The organism is Parageobacillus caldoxylosilyticus NBRC 107762 (genome assembly GCF_000632715.1).
GTDB classification, from domain to species: Bacteria; Bacillota; Bacilli; order Bacillales; family Anoxybacillaceae; genus Saccharococcus; species Saccharococcus caldoxylosilyticus.
The window spans coordinates 13,625-29,714 of record NZ_BAWO01000002.1 but is presented as its reverse complement, the minus strand read 5'-3'; the positions used below and the strand labels follow the sequence as shown (position 1 = coordinate 29,714).

The following is a 16,090-nucleotide window of genomic DNA, read 5'->3' as shown; positions in this document are numbered from 1 at the left end:
AGTACTTTAGAAGGGGGAGGGGAGGTGCGGCATTGTGGCGAAAACGAATATCATTCATCGGAATTTTTGTGATTATATTAGGCTTTTTACATATTGATGCACAATTTGTGCGGGCAGATAGTAAAAAAGAAGGGAATATTACTTTAGTAACGGATGAAAAAATTGAAGGATGGGCTACATCCCCGGGGGAAGGGAACGGAAAGGGAAACACGATCAGCCATTTTGTTGTCCGCATTAACGTAAAGGGACAGGAAGACACAACGGTAAGAAGCTATCGCGTAGACGCGGTCGAAGCGCCGGCCGACCGAAACGGCGAGAAAAAATATATGTTTTCGCTCGATATGATCGGCAAATGGCCGGCGGCGCAAGGAGAAACGGTGACATACAAAATTGTCGTTGATGCCTATTGAGAGAACGGGGAATATTTTTCTTTCCCATCTCTCCCTTATGAATACGTGAAAAGAAATTCCCAAAGCAGCACAGATTTAGACTTTGCCTTTACATCCCCGCAAAATGAATATGCAAAGCCGCCGAACGGGGATGCGCAAGGAAGATTGGATGTAACGTTAACCCCCAAAAGGAAGAGTGGACAACATCGTTCGCTCTCCGATTGATGTTGTGTTTGTGTTTGACGTATCGGGATCAATGACTCTGATGAAGCTGCAAAGCGCTAAATGTGCGTTTCAATCCGCTGTTGATTATTTTAAAGCGAACTCCAATCCGAACGATCGTTTTGCTCTGATTCCGTTTTCCGATACAGTAGTAGCTAATAAAGTAGTTCCTTTTTCTGCAAAACAAGATGTCAAAGACCAATTAGATCTTATTGCCAGAACGGCGAACAGCTTTAATGCCGGCGGAGGAACGAACTATTCGGCGGCGTTGCAAACAACGCAATCATTTTTTAATGATCCATCGCGAAAAAAATATATCATTTTTTTAACTGATGGAATGCCGACGGTGTTAAGAACTAAAGAAAAAGTCACGTTTGATTTTTTGGGAATTACATGGACAGAAATGGCAGATGTTGAGTATGTACTACTAGCTGACGGACGAACTGCCGTGCGAACAGCTTATTCGCAACATGGAATTAAACAATCAAGATATGTAAATTATCAAGATACAGAGGAGAAAATTCGTACGGACGCAATCAATGTTGCTAGGAATCTCGGCATGAACAATATCGTACTCTATTCCATCGGCTTCGGTAATCATCAAGAAGTCGACATGGGCTATTTAGAAAAGTTATCTGCGATGACAGGCGGACAGGCAAAGCAAGGGATATCGCAAAATTTAACGGAAATTTTCCAGCAGTTTTCGAAGCTGGCGACCGATCCGGTGTTAAACGGAACAGTGAAAATTCCACTAGCGTCGTTTGACGGAAACGTGCAAATCGTCGAGACGGATCAAGTTTGGCTTGATGAAAAGAAAGAAAACGCCTATACGCCGAGATTGCGTTTCCAAATACGGTCATCGACTATAAGGAGCTAAATAATAAAGAGATTACCGCCGAATTAACGCTTCAAGCGTGGGCGATGGAAGAAGTGCAATTGCCGCCGGCTGTCGTTTCGTTCCAAGACAGCAAATACGGCGCGTGGATGGCATCTTTAACTCCTCCTTCGCAGCGGATCGCAATGAAAGTCCGCTTGCATGAATCATTTGATATGTATTATGAAGGGGACAGCCGCGGCCTTATTACAAAATGGCAAGCGTTTGATTCAGCGACCAATTTGCTTGGGATGACGAAACATCCAAACGATGACGGATTGTTGATGCTTCCAGTAAAGGCGCTGCAATTTAAGGAAGACGACGATTCCGTTCTTCTCGTCACGTACAATAACGATGAGACGGTAACGCTATATGTAAAACCGCGCGTGTCAATCATGACGGAAAGCGGCCAATCTGTCGCAAGCGGCACGACCGTCACAGAACCGCCGATCGTAAAAATCACCGGTTTTGTCGTGGGGGAAGGCGTTACGTACGAATATAAAATCGAAAATTCAAAGCAAAGCAGCGATTGGACGCCGCTTTCTTCGCCATACGAAATTCCGATCACTTCGGATGGAACAACGACAATATACGTGAAGGCGGAAGGCGGTTTAACGAAAGGGGACGGCATTACGACTGTATCGCTTACGTATATTAAGCTCATTCGCCAATTAACATTAGGAAGCTATAAACAGACGATGGAAATCGGCGAAATGCAAACAATTCCGGTTACGATCGCGCCAAGCGATGCGACGAATAAAACGCTGCAATGGATTTCGAGCAATCCGGACGTCGCGACGGTGGTGAATGGAACAGTCACAGCGGTTCAGCCGGGAACGGTAGAGATTACGGTGGAAGCAACAGACGGCAGCAATGCGGCGGCAAAGGCTACCATTACGGTCATTGACCCGTTCGTGCCGCTCAAAGAGATCCATTTCCAACAGGAAGTTTTATTATGACGGTAGGCGAAGAGCTTGACATCGAATCGCAATTAACCTTTATTCCAAGTGATGCGACAGATAAACGCCTTGATTCTGTACAATCGTCCGCTCCGGAATATGTCGAAGCGCGCCTTCAGCGCAGGGCAAATGGTATATCGTTGCCAAAGATGTCGGATATTCGACGATTACCGCGATTGCCAAAGCGAAAACGGAGGATGGTAAAGAAATCAAAGATTCGATCACGGTGATTGTCCGAGAGGCATCGTCCAACGATGGAGAAAGCGGAAAGAATAGATGGTAAAACAAAAAGGGAGCCTGAACATTCGCTTTTAGGCTCCCTTTCTTTTTTACTCAAAGAACATTCCTGCGTCGTTTTATTTTACCACTAACTTGTCAACAGCAAGAGACAGCTTTTTCACAAACGGCAATCCTTCACCGCGGTTGATAAATACTGATTTATCATGGCGGATGACAAAGCGGGATTCTTCTGTTTGATCCGGCGATGAAGGAGGAATGAAGGAAAGGAGTCCGGCTTGTTTTTCCGCCGCGCCGCGATAAGCGTTGATGACAAGCCCGGAAACGTCCGAATCGGGCGCGCGTTCAAGCTCGTTGCCGCGCGCAAACAATCCTCCTTGAATATTGATATAAGATCCGACCGCGTAGAGAACGGTGTTGCTGTCGGTATAAAAGTATCCTTTTAAGTTCGGCTCGGCAAACGAAAAATCGTTTTCAAATTCGTTAATGCGTGCGATTTCTAACGGCCCTTTAGAAATAAGGACAACTTCTTTATTATTCCAGCCGGCAATATTGGCGTTGTAAATCAACGTGCGCCCAAGGACGTAAATCGTAGAATCAAACTTTATATCGCCGCTGATTGTCAAATTGCCGAGCACAATCATATTTCCCCGCACCTTTGTTGGGATGTTGACGCTGTTCCCTAAAAAAAGATCGCCGTTGACAATCAGCCATTTGTCTTGCAAATCAAGCCCCCCGCGATCAAGGAAAAATAACGGAGAATCTTCTGATTGCAGAATAATAGATTGATGAGTTGAATCGATATTTGCGCGTAATGACGAAATATTGTCAAAAACAGCAAAGCGGTCTTGGTCTTGCAGCTCACTGAAAAGTTGGTCTATGCTTTTATGAATATAAGTCTCATATTCTTGGCTAAATGTTTCTATTCCCGCCGCGTTTAACAGCTTATCTTTTACTGTCCATGCAAAATCTACATCAATAAATTCTTCTTTTTCTTTTTGAACGGAAGGAGATTGCGACTGAAAGCGGGCGCCCGGAGAAAAATTGGCCATCCCGCGCTCGAATGTGTTACTGGCAAACGTATAGCAGTGGTTTGCTCCGTTTTGATGGTCGCACGAGTAACTATTTCCGTTGACAAACAACACACTTGTTTTGCTTGCCGTTGGAAAAGATGTTTGTTCTATATATTTTTGCGAGTTGTCAATGTAGTTGGCGACGTTGGTGATATATGCGTTCTTCCCGGCGTACGTATTTCCGTCTATATACGCCCCGCCGTTTAAAACAACGTCTTCTTTCGATCCAATCACGTATTTCAAAAAGCTTGGCGCATTTGTCAAAATCCCCCGTCTTTCCACCGTTTTGCTGCCGTGGGGTTTCGAAATCAGATAAACGCGAGTAAATAATTTTGTGTGATAGATATTATAATCACCTGTCACATCTTTAATGTCCACACCATAGCGCTGTCGCAAGGTAGGAATTAATGTATTTAACTGCATATCTAATTTTTCTGGCGTAGACAACTCCAAATCATCTATCTCTACTTTCATTTCCGCAATCGTTTCCTCGATAGCTTTTGTCGCTTCATGAAGCGATTCAATGTCTTGCACGCGCACTTCCGTAAATCTCGCCTGATAAATAGAAACAGATAAAATTGTTAAACCGAGCAAAAAAAAGATGGTAATGATCAGGATGGTGACGACTAAACTATATCCTTTTTCATTCATAACCTCACTTCCTTTTAAATCCGAATTCGTTCTTTAATATAAACGGCTTTATATATAACAGGCCGTCCGGATCGTCATGATCACGGTCTTGAACAGAAAGTTTGATCGTAACGACGCCGCTTCGGCAAATATTGTCTTCTTGTTTCGCACAGCGATAAGAAAGTTCGGACTGGCTAGAAACGATTTTTAAAAGAGCGGAATGAAGCTGCTCCCCGTTGAGCAGTACGGCATCCTGCTGCAAAGAAACGGTGAGCGTTTCACCATTCGTTTTTTGCTCTTCGACAATGCCGACGGACGGATTGATCACTTTTTGGCGATCGGTTACAAACTGCAGCTGCTGGTCCGTAGTTTCCTCCATGTCGAGGCCGTCGGGAGAAAATTGATACAGTTTATTCATAATAGCCGCCACGAGATAATCGGCTTCGCTGCGCAGTTGATTTTCGATGTTAATGCGCTTGTATGCGTTAAGCCCGCTGAGGAACACTCCATAGCTGGAAGCAAGTATAAGAGAGGAGATCGTCATCGCCGCCAACTACGGAGCATCGCATTCCGCAAGACGGCCGGATTAAGATGGACATCGATTTTCATCTGGTCGATTTGCGTGTTTCTACATTGCCGACTATCTACAGCGAAAAAATTGTGATGCGTGTGCTCGATCTGGGAGCGGCGTTGAATGATATTCATAAACTTGGCTTTAATCAATTAAACTTGCAGAGGTTTATTGACTTGATTGAGCGGCCGACCGGAATCGTCTTGATTACCGGACCGACCGGATCGGGAAAATCATCGACGCTCTATGCGGCGCTTAATCATTTAAACAGCGAAGAAGTCAATATTATTACGATTGAAGATCCTGTCGAATATGAGATAGAAGGGGTTAATCAAATCCAAGTCAACCCTAACGTCGGTTTGACGTTTGCCCAGGGGCTGCGTTCGATTTTGCGCCAAGACCCGAACATTATTATGGTCGGGGAGATCCGTGACCGCGAAACGGCGGAAGTAGCGATTCGCGCGTCCCTGACCGGCCATTTGGTGTTAAGTACCCTTCATACGAATGACGCGTTAAGCACGATCACGCGCCTAATCGATATGGGAATTGAGCCGTTTTTAGTGGCGACGTCATTAGCGGGAGTCGTTTCCCAGCGGCTCGTCCGCCGCGTCTGCCGCGATTGCCGGGAAGAACGGGAACCAACGAAGCGGAAGATCGAAATTTTTGCCCGCCACGGCATGAAAATTGAGAAGCTCATTCGCGGGCGCGGCTGCCCTACGTGCAATATGACGGGCTATCGCGGACGGATGGCGGTTCATGAGCTGCTTGTCATGACCGAAGAAATGCGCCGTGTTATTTTAAATAAAGAGCCGTTTTCGAAACTGCGCGAGCTTGCCATAAAAAATCACATGATTTTTTTAATCGATGATGGATTATTAAAAGTCAAGCAAGGACTAACAACGCTCAATGTTGTCGAAAACGAAGTGATTGCAAAAGTGATGAAGCAGGCGCGCGACGCGCTTGAGAGCGGCCAGTCGCTGGCGGAGCCGATGAGGCGGCATTGGGCGTCTCCGCCGCTGGTGACGCAAATGATTGCGATTGGTGAAGAAACGGGATCGCTGGACGCAATGCTGGCCAAAGTCGCCGACTTTTACGAAGCGGAAGTCGACGCCGGCACCGACCGGCTCAAATCGCTCATCGAGCCGCTCATGATCGTGCTGCTGGCAGGACTCGTCGGGACGATTGTCACCTCGATTACCGTACCGATGTACGATGTTTTTAACCATATCCAGCAATAAGTTGTAAGGAATATATTCTCATATATTCACAAATAATGTAAAATTATTAGGAAAAAAGTGTGGTAAACACAAAAATAGGGAGAGGGGTATTGTTACGATGAAACGATTGGTGAAAAATGAACGAGGGCTTACATTAATCGAATTGCTCGCCGTCATCGTCATTTTAGGTATTATCGCGGCGATTGCGATTCCGGCGATTGGGGGAATGATTGACAACTCGAAAAAAGACGTGTATGTAGCAAACGTGCAGCAAATGATTAACGCAGCGAAAATCGTGGTAACGTCGGATAAAGATTTGATTCCGGCAGATAAAAGCACTAAAAAAATTACATTAAAACAGCTAGAGGATGATGGATATTTAGAAACGGTGAAAGATCCGGGTAAAACTCAGAATGGTTATGATGAAAATAATTCATATGTGAGGATAGCTAATGAGAACAACAAATTATCATACAGTGTAAAACTCATTAATGCAGAACGAGGAGTTCAGACTAAGTCAGGGGGACCTATCGCTGAAGATGACTTAAAACGTTCTGAAGTACGTGATAATCCATCATAATATATAATGGCTTGATTTGAAATGATACAAGTATTTATTTTCCTATACTCCCTCCTTCTCGGCTCGTTTTTTAATGTCGTCGGCCTGCGCGTGCCGGCGGGTGAGTCGATTGTCTTCCCTCGTTCGCGTTGCCCGCGCTGCAAGCGTACGCTTGCGGCGCGGGAGCTGATTCCGGTCGTGTCGTATATGGTGCAGGGCGGGAAATGCCGGGGATGCGGGGAGAAAATATCGCCGTTATATCCGTTTATCGAGCTGTCGACGGCGCTTCTTTTTACGGTTTCGCCGCTGCTTATGGGATGGTCCAAAGAATTGCTCGTCAGTTGGACGCTCATTTCGCTGTTGATGATTATCGTTGTCTCGGATATCCGCTATATGATCATTCCTGATAAAGTGCTGCTTGCTTTTGCTTTTCTGTTTTTTATCGAGAGGCTGTTTATTCCGTTCATTCCGTGGCGGGGCGCGTTGATCGGCGCGGCCGCCGGCTTTTCGCTGCTTTTTCTCATCGCTGTCATCTCTAAAGGCGGCATGGGCGGAGGCGACATTAAACTGTTTGCCCTGCTTGGATTTGTGTTAGGATGGAAAACGGTGCTGCTTGCTTTCTTTTTCTCTACCTTTTACGGGACGATCATTGGACTGGCCGGCATGGCGCTCGGCAAAGTGCGGCGCCGCGAGCCGATGCCGTTCGCGCCGGCGATTGCGCTTGGCGCATTAACGGCGCATTTCTTCGGCTACGATATCATTCAATGGTACAAGGGATTCATTTTCTTTTCAATATAAGGGGAAACATGAGCATGGTTAGGCTGTGGAAACGAAAGCATAAAACTGCTAATTTAGTGATTAAAGATCATGTCATCCGCTATGTCGAGACAAAGCCGGGCGACCCGTTGTCGGTGCAGAAATGGGGCGAGCGTCCTCTTCCAAAAGGAATCATTCAAGACGGCAAAATGATCGACAGCGAGACGCTAGAAATGATTTTGGAAGAATGCGTGGACGAATGGAAATTAAAAGGGCGCCGCGTCCGTTTTATCGTTCCGGATTCTTTCGTGATGATTCGGCGCATTCCGCTTTCTGCTAATCTCGAAGATGATGAAATCCGCGGCTATTTATTTATGGAGTTGGGAGAGACGATTCCGGTGCCGTTTCCTAATCCGGTATTTGATTATGTTGTGGTAGAAAGGAAGAAGGAGGAAACGGTCATTTTGCTGTTTGCCGCTCCGGAAGAGGCGGTGTCTCATTATACCGGGTTATTCGAAAAGGTAAAGCTGCGCCCGATTGCCGCCGATGTTTCTCCTCTATGTGCATACCGGCTTTTTTATATTGCTCGCCAGATGAAACGCGATGATCATATTTTGCTCATTCAATTTGATCAAACTTCCGTGAATGTGAGTGCGTTCTATGAACATAAACCCGCTTTTATGCGCCATTTTCCGCTCGAGCCGTATGAGGAAATGGAAATTGATAAAGCATCGCCGTTTATCGATCCGTTTGAAGATATATATAAAGAAATCGAGCGGATGATGAAATTCTATTCATTTTCACTGCAGCAAGGAAAGCAGCAAATTACGCGCGTCTTTCTTATCGGGGATCACCCGCAGCTGCCTCACGTTTATGAAGCATTGCAAGAACGGTTCGAGGCGCCTGTCGAACAGCTTTCTGCTTCCATGGCGGGCGCGGTGGACGCGCGTTATTATCTTGCATGGGGACTTGCGCTAAAAGAGGGAACAGACGATGATCGTTGAGATTAACTTATTGCCGAAAAAAGAGCCGAAAAACGCATCCGTTTTGGTGAGCGTTGCCGTCTTTGCCGCGCTTCTCATCGCGGCTGCCGTTGTTTTTTACGTTTTGAGTGCGCGGGCGGATGAACAAATTAACGCGCTCACGGGCGAACTCAAACAGATTAGAGCCATGCAGGCGATCGAGCAGCAAAAGCAAAAAGGTGCCCAATCGGTCCAAGAAATGAAGGAGCTTCATGAAGCGGTGCAATGGTCGAAAAATTACCCGCTGAAAATGGTGCCGCTGTTGCGCAATATGACGAAGCTGCTGCCGGAGCGCGGATTTATGATGAATTTTTCCTATACGGGAAATGAGACGGTCACCGTTTCCATACAGTTTGATACAAGCGAACAAGCGGCCTATTACTTAAAGCGGCTGTCAGACGCAAAATTTGTCGAAGCTGTACAGCTGAAAAGCGTTTCAACAGTGAATATAACAGACACAAGCGCGGAAGAGGGAATGGAAAAGCAAGTGGTGCCCCGCTATCTTGCGCAATATGAAATTCATATTCGCAAACAAGCGCTAGAGGAAAAGGAGAAACAATGATGACCGTACGTTTCGCAAAACGACAAGTTGTTATTTTGCTGCTGTTGTTCGTCGTATTTGGCGCCATATTTGCAGGATTGTATTTTTATTGGCTTTATCCGCGGCTTCAACAAATCGAACAGTTAACCAGCACGGTTATTAGCGAGAAAAAATATTGGCGGCCATTAAAGCAGAAGCTGCCAGACAACGGGACGGCATGCCGGAAAGCATTGTAGCGCTGCAAAAGAAAATTCCGGTGAAACCGCTGACCGAGCAGCTTCTTCTTGATTTGGAAAAAGCAGAGGTCGTATCTGACAGCATGATTACCAGCATCAGCGTTTCTGAAGGTGAAAATGCTGCGGCAGGGGGAGAAGAAACAAACGCAACAGTGGGAAAAACAGAAACCAATATAGCGTCAGCGAAAAAGCAATCTTTCTCGGCCGCCTTGCCGGACGGGCTGAAAAAAGTGACCATGCAGCTAACGGTGCAATCGCCGTCCTATTATCAGCTGGAACGTTTTTTACAGACGCTTGAAAATTTGGACCGAATTGTTTCCGTCGAATCGCTTTCATTTGCCGGTAATCCGGAGCTGACATCGGTCGATACAGAAGTAAACCCGCTGACTTATTCACTGACCGTTAGCGCTTTTTATTATCCAAAACTAGCACATTTACAAAAGATGCTGCCACAGCTGGATGTTCCCCCGCCGAGTGAAAAGGACAACCCGCTGACCGAAGTGATTCCCGGGGAGCAACTGCCAGCGCAGCAGTAACGGATGGCGGAGTGATCATATGCTGCTGAGGGGCAATAGTGGAATGACGCTGATCGAACTGCTGGCTGTCATTGTTATTTTCGGAGTTGTATCACCCATCGTGGTGATTGCGGTGCTGCAGCTGATCGAAAAATCAAAAGAGAGGGCGTTTGTATCGGATGCCTATGCGCTTTATGAGGCAGCGCGGCTTTATGTCGGGGCGGAAAAAGTGGAGTTTTTGCCAGCGCGCTCTTCGGCGTTGTTGACATACCGCCAGCTTGTCGAAGAAGGACTGCTTCATCCGCTCCAAGATCCGTTTACCGGCAATGTGCTGCCATGGGAAACGAACCCGTCTTATGTGCTCATCACCAAAGGTGAAGACGGATCGCTAAACTATTCTATTTGCTTAAAAGGAGAAACGAAGCAACTTTGCACTTATTCCGACACATCTCCAGAAGTTCCTGTCGAAGCATTGTCTGTGGAACAAATTCATGACCAATAAGCACAAAATTTGGCGAAATGATTTGCGAACAAGACGACAAATGTCTTGTTCTTTTTTTCTTTGTTTATGATAAGATAGGCGGAAAAGAGGGAAATGAGAAGGATGGTGGCACAATGGACAAGCAGCGACAGGAAATTACGGTGAGAATTAACGGAAAAGAGCGCCCATTTGCGGTGGATCACCCGCAGCAAAACGATAAAGCAGAACCACTGAAAGTCGTGATGGAAGAAAACGTGAGCAGCATAGAAGCTTCGAAGCAAACCGCCTCCTTCCCATCGATAAAAAAGAAGCAAAACAAGAGCCTTAGATGGAATGCCCGCGCAAAATCAGCGCTCGTCTCCACTGTCATCGCGGTTATTGTTGGGACAAGCTTTGGTTTCATTGTATTAAATATGATTCCAAAGCAAAAAAGTCATTCGCTGCCTGCGGAGGAAGCAGCGCTATCTGCTCCTATAGAAACAGAAACTTCGACGCAGTCGGACATCAAACCAGTTAATGAAAATAGGGACGTTTCTACTCCATTTACCATCAGCGTCATTCAAGCAGGAGTATTTTCAAATGCCAAAGCGGCAGCTGGCTATGCCAAGCGGCTGAAGTCTTCTTCCATTCCTGTTGTGACGGTGGGGGAGCAGCCGGTCGCCTTGTTGATCGGCGTCGGGCAGGACAAGGAGACGTTGCGGAAAGTCAGTCAGCTGTATGAAGACGGGGTGCAAAGCACATATATTAAATCATTGTCGTTTAACGATGCCGATAACAGCAAACGCACTTCCGTCATTCAGGAAGGGGAAACGTTATATATGTATATGGCGGCTGTTTCTGCCGTTTTGTTGGGGAAAGGCGACGTAAAAGGCGATGCGTGGGAGGAATTAGAAAACCATTATAAGCAGTTTGCCGCTAAATCGATTCCGAATGATAAGCATGTAAAACAATATGTTTCCGCGATAAAAAATGCCTATCTTGCCTTAGTTGCATACAAAACGAATCAGCAGGAAGAGCTGCTGCGGAAAACACAGCAAGAGCTGCTAGAAGCACTGCAATCATACATGTCCATTTTTCCATTGAGAAGCTAGACAGCTTCTTTTTTTCGTGTTATTTCGACTTTGAAAAATTGTGTCCGCCCGCAAAATTTGGTACGATACAGTTGTATCTTCCAATCTGAAGCGAGTGCAAAGGGTGATGATCGTGAAACAGTTAATTTTAGCGTCCAGTTCCCCGCGCCGGAAACAGCTTCTTGAATTAGCGAACCTCCCATTTCAAATCCTCGCCAGCCGCATTGAAGAACACGTTCATGAAGGGGAAGCACCAGAGCAAACGGTGCAGTCGCTTGCCTACCGAAAGGCGAAAGCGATTGCTGCCCAACATCCTGATGCGTACGTCATCGGGGCAGATACGATTGTCGTCTATCAAAACAACATACTAGGAAAGCCGAAAACGAAGGAAGAAGCAGCGCAAATGCTGCGTATGTTGTCGGGGCAGGAGCATGAAGTATTGACAGGTGTAGCGATTCTTTCTCCGAGCGGACAAGCATTGTTTGTGGAAAAAACAAAAGTGTTTTTTTGGGATTTAACCGAGGAAGAAATTGCTGCTTACGTTGAGTCGGGGGAACCGATGGATAAAGCAGGAGCATACGGCATTCAAGGACGGGCTGCATTGTTTGTGAAACGAATTGAAGGCGATTATTTTACCGTTGTCGGGCTGCCGCTGTCGCGAACCGTGCGTGAACTAAAGCAGCTTGGCTGGTAATTGGCTTTGATCCGGAAAAGATAAAAGGGGGGGACAGGCAATTCAAATGACATGGATGATTCGCGATGTGCCAAAGGATGTTCGTCCGCGTGAACGTCTTCTTTCCTCTGGACCGGAAAGTTTGGCGGACCATGAGCTGCTTGCGATTTTGCTGAGGACGGGAACGAAAGAAGAATCCGTATTGCAGCTTGCCCACCGCCTGCTTCAGCGCTTTGAGGGACTTCGGCTGTTGAAAGATGCGACGGTCGAAGAAATAACAAGCATTAAAGGAATCGGGACGACCAAAGCGATCCAAATTTTGGCGGCGATAGAGCTTGGACGGCGCATTCACCGTCTTGGATACCATGACCGCTATGTGATCCGTTCTCCCGAAGATGGGGCAAAATATGTGATGGAAGACATGCGTTTTTTGTCGCAGGAACATTTTGTCGCCATTTATTTAAACACAAAAAATCAAGTGATTCACCGCAAAACGGTATTTATCGGCAGTTTAAACGCCTCTATTGTTCATCCGCGCGAAGTGTTTAAAGAAGCAATCAAGCGCTCGGCTGCCTCCATTATTTGCGTGCATAACCATCCCTCCGGCGACCCAACCCCAAGTCGAGAAGATATTGATGTAACGAAGCGGCTTGCCGAATGCGGCCGGATCATTGGTATTGAACTCCTAGATCATCTAATTATTGGCGATCAAAAATTCGTCAGTTTGAAAGAAAAAGGGTATGTATAGCGGTTCTCATTTTTTGTCGAATCAGTTATAATATCAATTATGAGTTTTTATGAAAGCTGTGGGCGGTGTTGTACGGAACAGGGAAACACACTGATGAGCAAAATCGACAAATTTAGTGAATGATTTATAAAAAGCATTTCGTTTCAGAAAGGGAGATATCAAATATGTTTGGATTTGGGACAAAGGATCTCGGCATTGATTTAGGAACAGCAAATACGCTTGTATACGTAAAAGGAAAAGGGATTGTGGTAAGAGAACCATCGGTTGTCGCCATACAAAAGGATACGAAGCAGATTGTCGCGGTCGGCAATGAAGCGAAAAACATGATTGGCCGTACGCCTGGCAATGTCGTTGCACTGCGACCGATGAAAGATGGAGTGATCGCCGACTATGAAACGACAGCTACCATGATGAAATATTACATTAAACAGGCGACGAAAAATAAAGGATTTTTTGCTGGAAAACCGTACGTAATGGTATGTGTGCCATACGGGATCACCGCGGTGGAGGAGCGCGCCGTCATCGACGCGACGCGTCAGGCAGGAGCGCGTGATGCCTATACCATCGAAGAGCCGTTTGCTGCAGCGATCGGCGCGAATCTTCCTGTATGGGAGCCGACTGGCAGCATGGTTGTTGACATCGGCGGTGGTACGACGGAAGTAGCCGTCATTTCGCTTGGCGGCATCGTCACGAGCCAATCGATCCGCATCGCCGGCGATGAAATGGATGAAGCTATTATTCAATACATTCGCAAAACATACAATTTAATGATTGGCGAGCGGACGGCGGAGGCGATTAAAGTTGAAATAGGCTCGGCAGGACATCCGGAAGGAATCGGCAAAATGGAAATCCGCGGCCGTGACTTATTGACAGGGCTTCCGAAAACGATTGAAATCAGCGCCGAAGAAGTTGCCGAAGCGCTGCGCGATACCGTTTATGCGATTGTTGATTCCGTCAAAAATACGTTGGAAAAAACACCGCCGGAGTTGGCGGCGGATATTATGGACCGCGGCATTGTCCTAACGGGCGGCGGCGCATTGCTGCGCAATCTCGACAAAGTGATCAGCAAAGAAACCGATATGCCGGTCATTGTCGCCGAAAATCCGCTCGATTGTGTCGCAATCGGAACAGGAAAGGCGCTTGATCATATCGATTTATTCAAAAATAAAGCGAGAGACCATCGCTGACAGTAAGAGGGTGTCAACATCATGCCACAGTTCTTTTTAAATAAACGGCTCATTTTATTGCTTGTTAGCATGATTGTCCTCGTGGCATTGATTGGTTTTTCTTTAAAAGATCGCCAACTTACATGGCCGGAGCAGTTTTTGAAAGATACAACCGGTTTTGTACAATTGATTTTCCATAAGCCCGCACAGCTCGTTGCGGGCTTCTTTGAGAATATCAACGACATTAAAAATACATATAAAGAAAACAAGCTGCTGAAAGAAAGACTCGAGGAATATGTCACGCTAGAAGCGCAAGTGCAAACATTAAAAAAAGAAAATGAAAACCTGCGCGCCTTGTTGCATAAAACAGAGAGCCTGCGCGATTTTATCCCAATTCAAGCCACTGTGATCGGCAGAAATCCGGAACGTTGGCGGGAAACGATCATCGTGAACAAAGGAGAGCAGCACGGTGTCAAAAAGGATATGGCTGTCATTACTCCGGAAGGATTAGTCGGAAAAGTGCAGCATGCTTCTCAATTTACTTCCACTGTTCAATTATTGAGCGCGCTCGATCAAAATAGCCGCATTTCTGCGTACGTACAGGGGAAAGAAAACGTCTTCGGCCTCATCGAAGGATACGATGAAAAGCGGAGAGAGTTATTGCTAAAAGAAATTCCATTTGATGCAAAAGTGAAGAAAAAGCAAAAAGTGCTAACATCCGGTCTAGGCGGCATTTTCCCAAAAGGACTCCCTATCGGGGAAGTGACGAAAGTAGAGCCGGATCAATATGGCCTTACGAAAGTCGTTTACGTAAAGCCGTTTGCCAATTTATATGACATTGATGACGTCATTATTGTCAAAAGAAAAATTGATGAAACGCTGCAAGAAAAGGAGGAAGCAGAGTGAAAAAATGGATGCTTCCTTTCCTTGCGATTTTATGTTTTGTTGTCGAAAGCATTTTTGTCGATTTATGGCCAAAGAATGATTTATATATCGATTATTTTTTTGTGCCGCGCTTTTTTCTTGTTTTTCTTGTGTTTACGGCGGTCTATATTGGAAAAATGCGCGCAATGATTTACGGGTTTATTTTTGGTCTTTTGTATGATTGCGTCTATACCGAATTGCTTGGCGTTTATGCGTTTGCGTTTACATTAATCGCTTATCTCGCTGCCAAGGCGATGAAGGTACTTTACCAACATTGGTTCATCGCCTGCTTGCTTGCGCTCTTTTTTATCACCGTTCTGGAATTTTATGTGTACGGCATCCAACTGCTCATCGGGCGGACCGATATGCCTTGGCAAACGTTTTGTTCACACCGGTTATGGCCGACGCTGCTGCTTAACAGCGCATTTTTGCTTGTCTTTTCTTACCCGTTAAAGCAGCGGCTCGTAAAAATCAAACGCCTCGAACAGGAACATTAAAAAGGAAAATGAGTATTTTTGTAGAATTATTCGTTGAGGTGAACGTTGTGACGAAAAAAAAACAATACGTAACGATTAAAGGAACGAAAGATGGGCTAACGTTGCATCTCGATGACAATTGCTCCTATGACGATTTGTTGAGAGAGCTGGAAGAAAAGTTAACGGTTAGCGAAAAAATAGAACCGGACAGTCCGCTCGTTTCCGTTCATCTCAAAGTCGGAAACCGTTATTTGACACCGGAGCAGGAGGAAGAATTGCGCACGTTAATCCGCCGTACAAAAAATTTTGTCGTCTCCTCTATCGAAAGCAATGTCTTGACAAAGGAAGAGGCGCTCGAGTGGAAGCGAAAAACAGAGATTGTATCTGTTTCTAAAATTGTTCGTTCCGGTCAAGTGCTGCATGTGCAGGGAGACCTTTTATTGATCGGCGATGTCAATCCGGGGGGAACGGTGATTGCCGGCGGAAATATTTTTATACTTGGAGCATTGCGCGGCATCGCCCATGCTGGGTATTATGGGAATAAAGAAGCGGTTATTGCTGCATCAGTGATGAAGCCAACACAGCTGCGAATTAGTGATGTAATGAATCGGGCTCCCGATTATAAAACGGATGAAGGGAACGAAATGGAGTGCGCCTATATCGATGAACATAACCAAATTGTTGTTGATCGCTTGCAGCTGCTTATGCATTTGCGGCCGAATTTGACGCGGTTAGAAAGGAGAATGTGACA

The 16,090-nt window shown here is 45.9% G+C and carries 20 protein-coding genes and 1 pseudogene; 19 read left to right on the top strand and 2 right to left on the bottom strand.

Translation table 11 applies throughout. The features are described 5' to 3' along the window. Nucleotides 1–32: 32 nt before the first annotated feature. The 4 genes from GCA01S_RS20770 to GCA01S_RS20005 all read left to right on the top strand — a co-directional run bounded on the left by GCA01S_RS20770 (nucleotide 33) and on the right by GCA01S_RS20005 (nucleotide 2,674). Complete coding sequence (locus tag GCA01S_RS20770; RefSeq protein ID WP_052510005.1) at nucleotides 33–410, top strand: hypothetical protein; 378 nt, start codon at nucleotides 33–35, stop codon at nucleotides 408–410. A gap of 175 nt (nucleotides 411–585) precedes the next feature. Further along, nucleotides 586–1,488, top strand: a complete 903-nt coding sequence (locus GCA01S_RS20765; RefSeq protein WP_245005279.1) for a vWA domain-containing protein — start codon at nucleotides 586–588, stop codon at nucleotides 1,486–1,488. A gap of 44 nt (nucleotides 1,489–1,532) precedes the next feature. Then, a complete protein-coding gene (locus GCA01S_RS20010) occupies nucleotides 1,533–2,444 on the top strand; it encodes an Ig-like domain-containing protein (RefSeq protein ID WP_155835548.1) in 912 nt (303 codons plus the stop codon). Next, a complete protein-coding gene (locus GCA01S_RS20005; RefSeq protein ID WP_042406492.1) occupies nucleotides 2,441–2,674 on the top strand; it encodes a hypothetical protein in 234 nt (77 codons plus the stop codon). Before GCA01S_RS20010 ends, GCA01S_RS20005 begins: the two co-directional genes overlap by 4 nt. A 126-nt stretch (nucleotides 2,675–2,800) precedes the next feature. Here GCA01S_RS20005 and GCA01S_RS00920 read toward each other — a convergent pair whose 3' ends face one another. Then, nucleotides 2,801–4,405, bottom strand: coding sequence for a hypothetical protein (locus GCA01S_RS00920; protein ID WP_042406489.1), 1,605 nt, complete (start codon nucleotides 4,403–4,405; stop codon nucleotides 2,801–2,803). A gap of 4 nt (nucleotides 4,406–4,409) precedes the next feature. After that, nucleotides 4,410–4,928, bottom strand: a complete 519-nt coding sequence (locus tag GCA01S_RS00915; RefSeq protein WP_042406600.1) for a hypothetical protein — start codon at nucleotides 4,926–4,928, stop codon at nucleotides 4,410–4,412. 11 nt (nucleotides 4,929–4,939) lie between these two features. Here GCA01S_RS00915 and GCA01S_RS00910 point away from each other — a divergent pair. The 15 genes and pseudogenes from GCA01S_RS00910 to minC form a co-directional block, all read left to right on the top strand. After that, a pseudogene (locus GCA01S_RS00910) lies at nucleotides 4,940–6,193 on the top strand (ATPase, T2SS/T4P/T4SS family); the annotation flags it as partial. Nucleotides 6,194–6,290: 97 nt separating this feature from the next. After that, a complete protein-coding gene (locus GCA01S_RS00905) occupies nucleotides 6,291–6,752 on the top strand; it encodes a pilus assembly FimT family protein (protein ID WP_042406488.1) in 462 nt (153 codons plus the stop codon). A 21-nt stretch (nucleotides 6,753–6,773) separates the two neighbouring features. After that, nucleotides 6,774–7,529 (top strand): prepilin peptidase, encoded by a 756-nt coding sequence (locus GCA01S_RS00900; protein WP_174407465.1) that lies wholly within the window; start codon nucleotides 6,774–6,776, stop codon nucleotides 7,527–7,529. Between the two features lie 14 nt (nucleotides 7,530–7,543). After that, the gene (gene pilM / locus GCA01S_RS00895) at nucleotides 7,544–8,491 is read left to right on the top strand and encodes a type IV pilus biogenesis protein PilM (protein ID WP_375781783.1); all 948 of its coding nucleotides are present in this window, start codon (nucleotides 7,544–7,546) and stop codon (nucleotides 8,489–8,491) included. Next, entirely contained in the window at nucleotides 8,481–9,071 is a 591-nt protein-coding gene (locus tag GCA01S_RS00890) for a hypothetical protein (RefSeq protein ID WP_017435511.1), read from the top strand. Before pilM ends, GCA01S_RS00890 begins: the two co-directional genes overlap by 11 nt. Continuing rightward, a complete protein-coding gene (locus tag GCA01S_RS20760; RefSeq protein ID WP_255212250.1) occupies nucleotides 9,071–9,286 on the top strand; it encodes a hypothetical protein in 216 nt (71 codons plus the stop codon). The genes GCA01S_RS00890 and GCA01S_RS20760 overlap by 1 nt, the downstream gene beginning before the upstream one ends. Then, on the top strand, nucleotides 9,226–9,822 hold the full coding sequence (locus GCA01S_RS00885) for a pilus assembly protein PilO (RefSeq protein ID WP_223845227.1): 597 nt from the start codon (nucleotides 9,226–9,228) through the stop codon (nucleotides 9,820–9,822). Before GCA01S_RS20760 ends, GCA01S_RS00885 begins: the two co-directional genes overlap by 61 nt. 19 nt (nucleotides 9,823–9,841) lie before the next feature. After that, entirely contained in the window at nucleotides 9,842–10,303 is a 462-nt protein-coding gene (locus GCA01S_RS00880; protein ID WP_042406485.1) for a type II secretion system protein, read from the top strand. Between the two features lie 113 nt (nucleotides 10,304–10,416). After that, nucleotides 10,417–11,373 carry a hypothetical protein gene (locus tag GCA01S_RS00875; protein ID WP_042406484.1) on the top strand — a complete coding sequence of 319 codons (957 nt, stop codon included), beginning with the start codon at nucleotides 10,417–10,419 and terminating at the stop codon, nucleotides 11,371–11,373. Nucleotides 11,374–11,485: 112 nt separating this feature from the next. Then, entirely contained in the window at nucleotides 11,486–12,046 is a 561-nt protein-coding gene (locus tag GCA01S_RS00870) for a Maf family protein (RefSeq protein WP_017435515.1), read from the top strand. Between the two features lie 46 nt (nucleotides 12,047–12,092). After that, nucleotides 12,093–12,773, top strand: coding sequence for a RadC family protein (gene radC, locus GCA01S_RS00865; RefSeq protein ID WP_042406483.1), 681 nt, complete (start codon nucleotides 12,093–12,095; stop codon nucleotides 12,771–12,773). Between the two features lie 164 nt (nucleotides 12,774–12,937). Further along, nucleotides 12,938–13,960, top strand: a complete 1,023-nt coding sequence (locus tag GCA01S_RS00860; RefSeq protein ID WP_017435517.1) for a rod shape-determining protein — start codon at nucleotides 12,938–12,940, stop codon at nucleotides 13,958–13,960. 21 nt (nucleotides 13,961–13,981) lie between these two features. Continuing rightward, on the top strand, nucleotides 13,982–14,845 hold the full coding sequence (mreC, locus tag GCA01S_RS00855; RefSeq protein WP_017435518.1) for a rod shape-determining protein MreC: 864 nt from the start codon (nucleotides 13,982–13,984) through the stop codon (nucleotides 14,843–14,845). Further along, complete coding sequence (gene mreD / locus GCA01S_RS00850; protein WP_017435519.1) at nucleotides 14,842–15,360, top strand: rod shape-determining protein MreD; 519 nt, start codon at nucleotides 14,842–14,844, stop codon at nucleotides 15,358–15,360. The genes mreC and mreD overlap by 4 nt, the downstream gene beginning before the upstream one ends. Before the next feature lie 8 nt (nucleotides 15,361–15,368). Continuing rightward, entirely contained in the window at nucleotides 15,369–16,088 is a 720-nt protein-coding gene (gene minC, locus GCA01S_RS00845) for a septum site-determining protein MinC (RefSeq protein ID WP_017435520.1), read from the top strand. The last annotated feature ends 2 nt before the right edge of the window (nucleotides 16,089–16,090 follow it).

Excerpts from the sequence above, each read along its gene's own strand:
- GCA01S_RS20010 (WP_155835548.1), top strand. The coding sequence starts at position 1,533 with ATGGAAGAAGTGCAATTGCCGCCGGCTGTCGTTTCGTTCCAAGACAGC.
- GCA01S_RS20005 (WP_042406492.1), top strand. The coding sequence starts at position 2,441 with ATGACGGTAGGCGAAGAGCTTGACATCGAATCGCAATTAACCTTTATT.
- GCA01S_RS00920 (WP_042406489.1), bottom strand. The coding sequence starts at position 4,405 with ATGAATGAAAAAGGATATAGTTTAGTCGTCACCATCCTGATCATTACC.
- GCA01S_RS00915 (WP_042406600.1), bottom strand. The coding sequence starts at position 4,928 with ATGACGATCTCCTCTCTTATACTTGCTTCCAGCTATGGAGTGTTCCTC.
- GCA01S_RS00905 (WP_042406488.1), top strand. The coding sequence starts at position 6,291 with ATGAAACGATTGGTGAAAAATGAACGAGGGCTTACATTAATCGAATTG.
- GCA01S_RS00900 (WP_174407465.1), top strand. The coding sequence starts at position 6,774 with ATGATACAAGTATTTATTTTCCTATACTCCCTCCTTCTCGGCTCGTTT.
- pilM (WP_375781783.1), top strand. The coding sequence starts at position 7,544 with ATGGTTAGGCTGTGGAAACGAAAGCATAAAACTGCTAATTTAGTGATT.
- GCA01S_RS00890 (WP_017435511.1), top strand. The coding sequence starts at position 8,481 with ATGATCGTTGAGATTAACTTATTGCCGAAAAAAGAGCCGAAAAACGCA.
- GCA01S_RS20760 (WP_255212250.1), top strand. The coding sequence starts at position 9,071 with ATGACCGTACGTTTCGCAAAACGACAAGTTGTTATTTTGCTGCTGTTG.
- GCA01S_RS00880 (WP_042406485.1), top strand. The coding sequence starts at position 9,842 with ATGCTGCTGAGGGGCAATAGTGGAATGACGCTGATCGAACTGCTGGCT.
- GCA01S_RS00875 (WP_042406484.1), top strand. The coding sequence starts at position 10,417 with ATGGACAAGCAGCGACAGGAAATTACGGTGAGAATTAACGGAAAAGAG.
- radC (WP_042406483.1), top strand. The coding sequence starts at position 12,093 with ATGACATGGATGATTCGCGATGTGCCAAAGGATGTTCGTCCGCGTGAA.
- GCA01S_RS00860 (WP_017435517.1), top strand. The coding sequence starts at position 12,938 with ATGTTTGGATTTGGGACAAAGGATCTCGGCATTGATTTAGGAACAGCA.
- mreC (WP_017435518.1), top strand. The coding sequence starts at position 13,982 with ATGCCACAGTTCTTTTTAAATAAACGGCTCATTTTATTGCTTGTTAGC.
- minC (WP_017435520.1), top strand. The coding sequence starts at position 15,369 with ATGAGTATTTTTGTAGAATTATTCGTTGAGGTGAACGTTGTGACGAAA.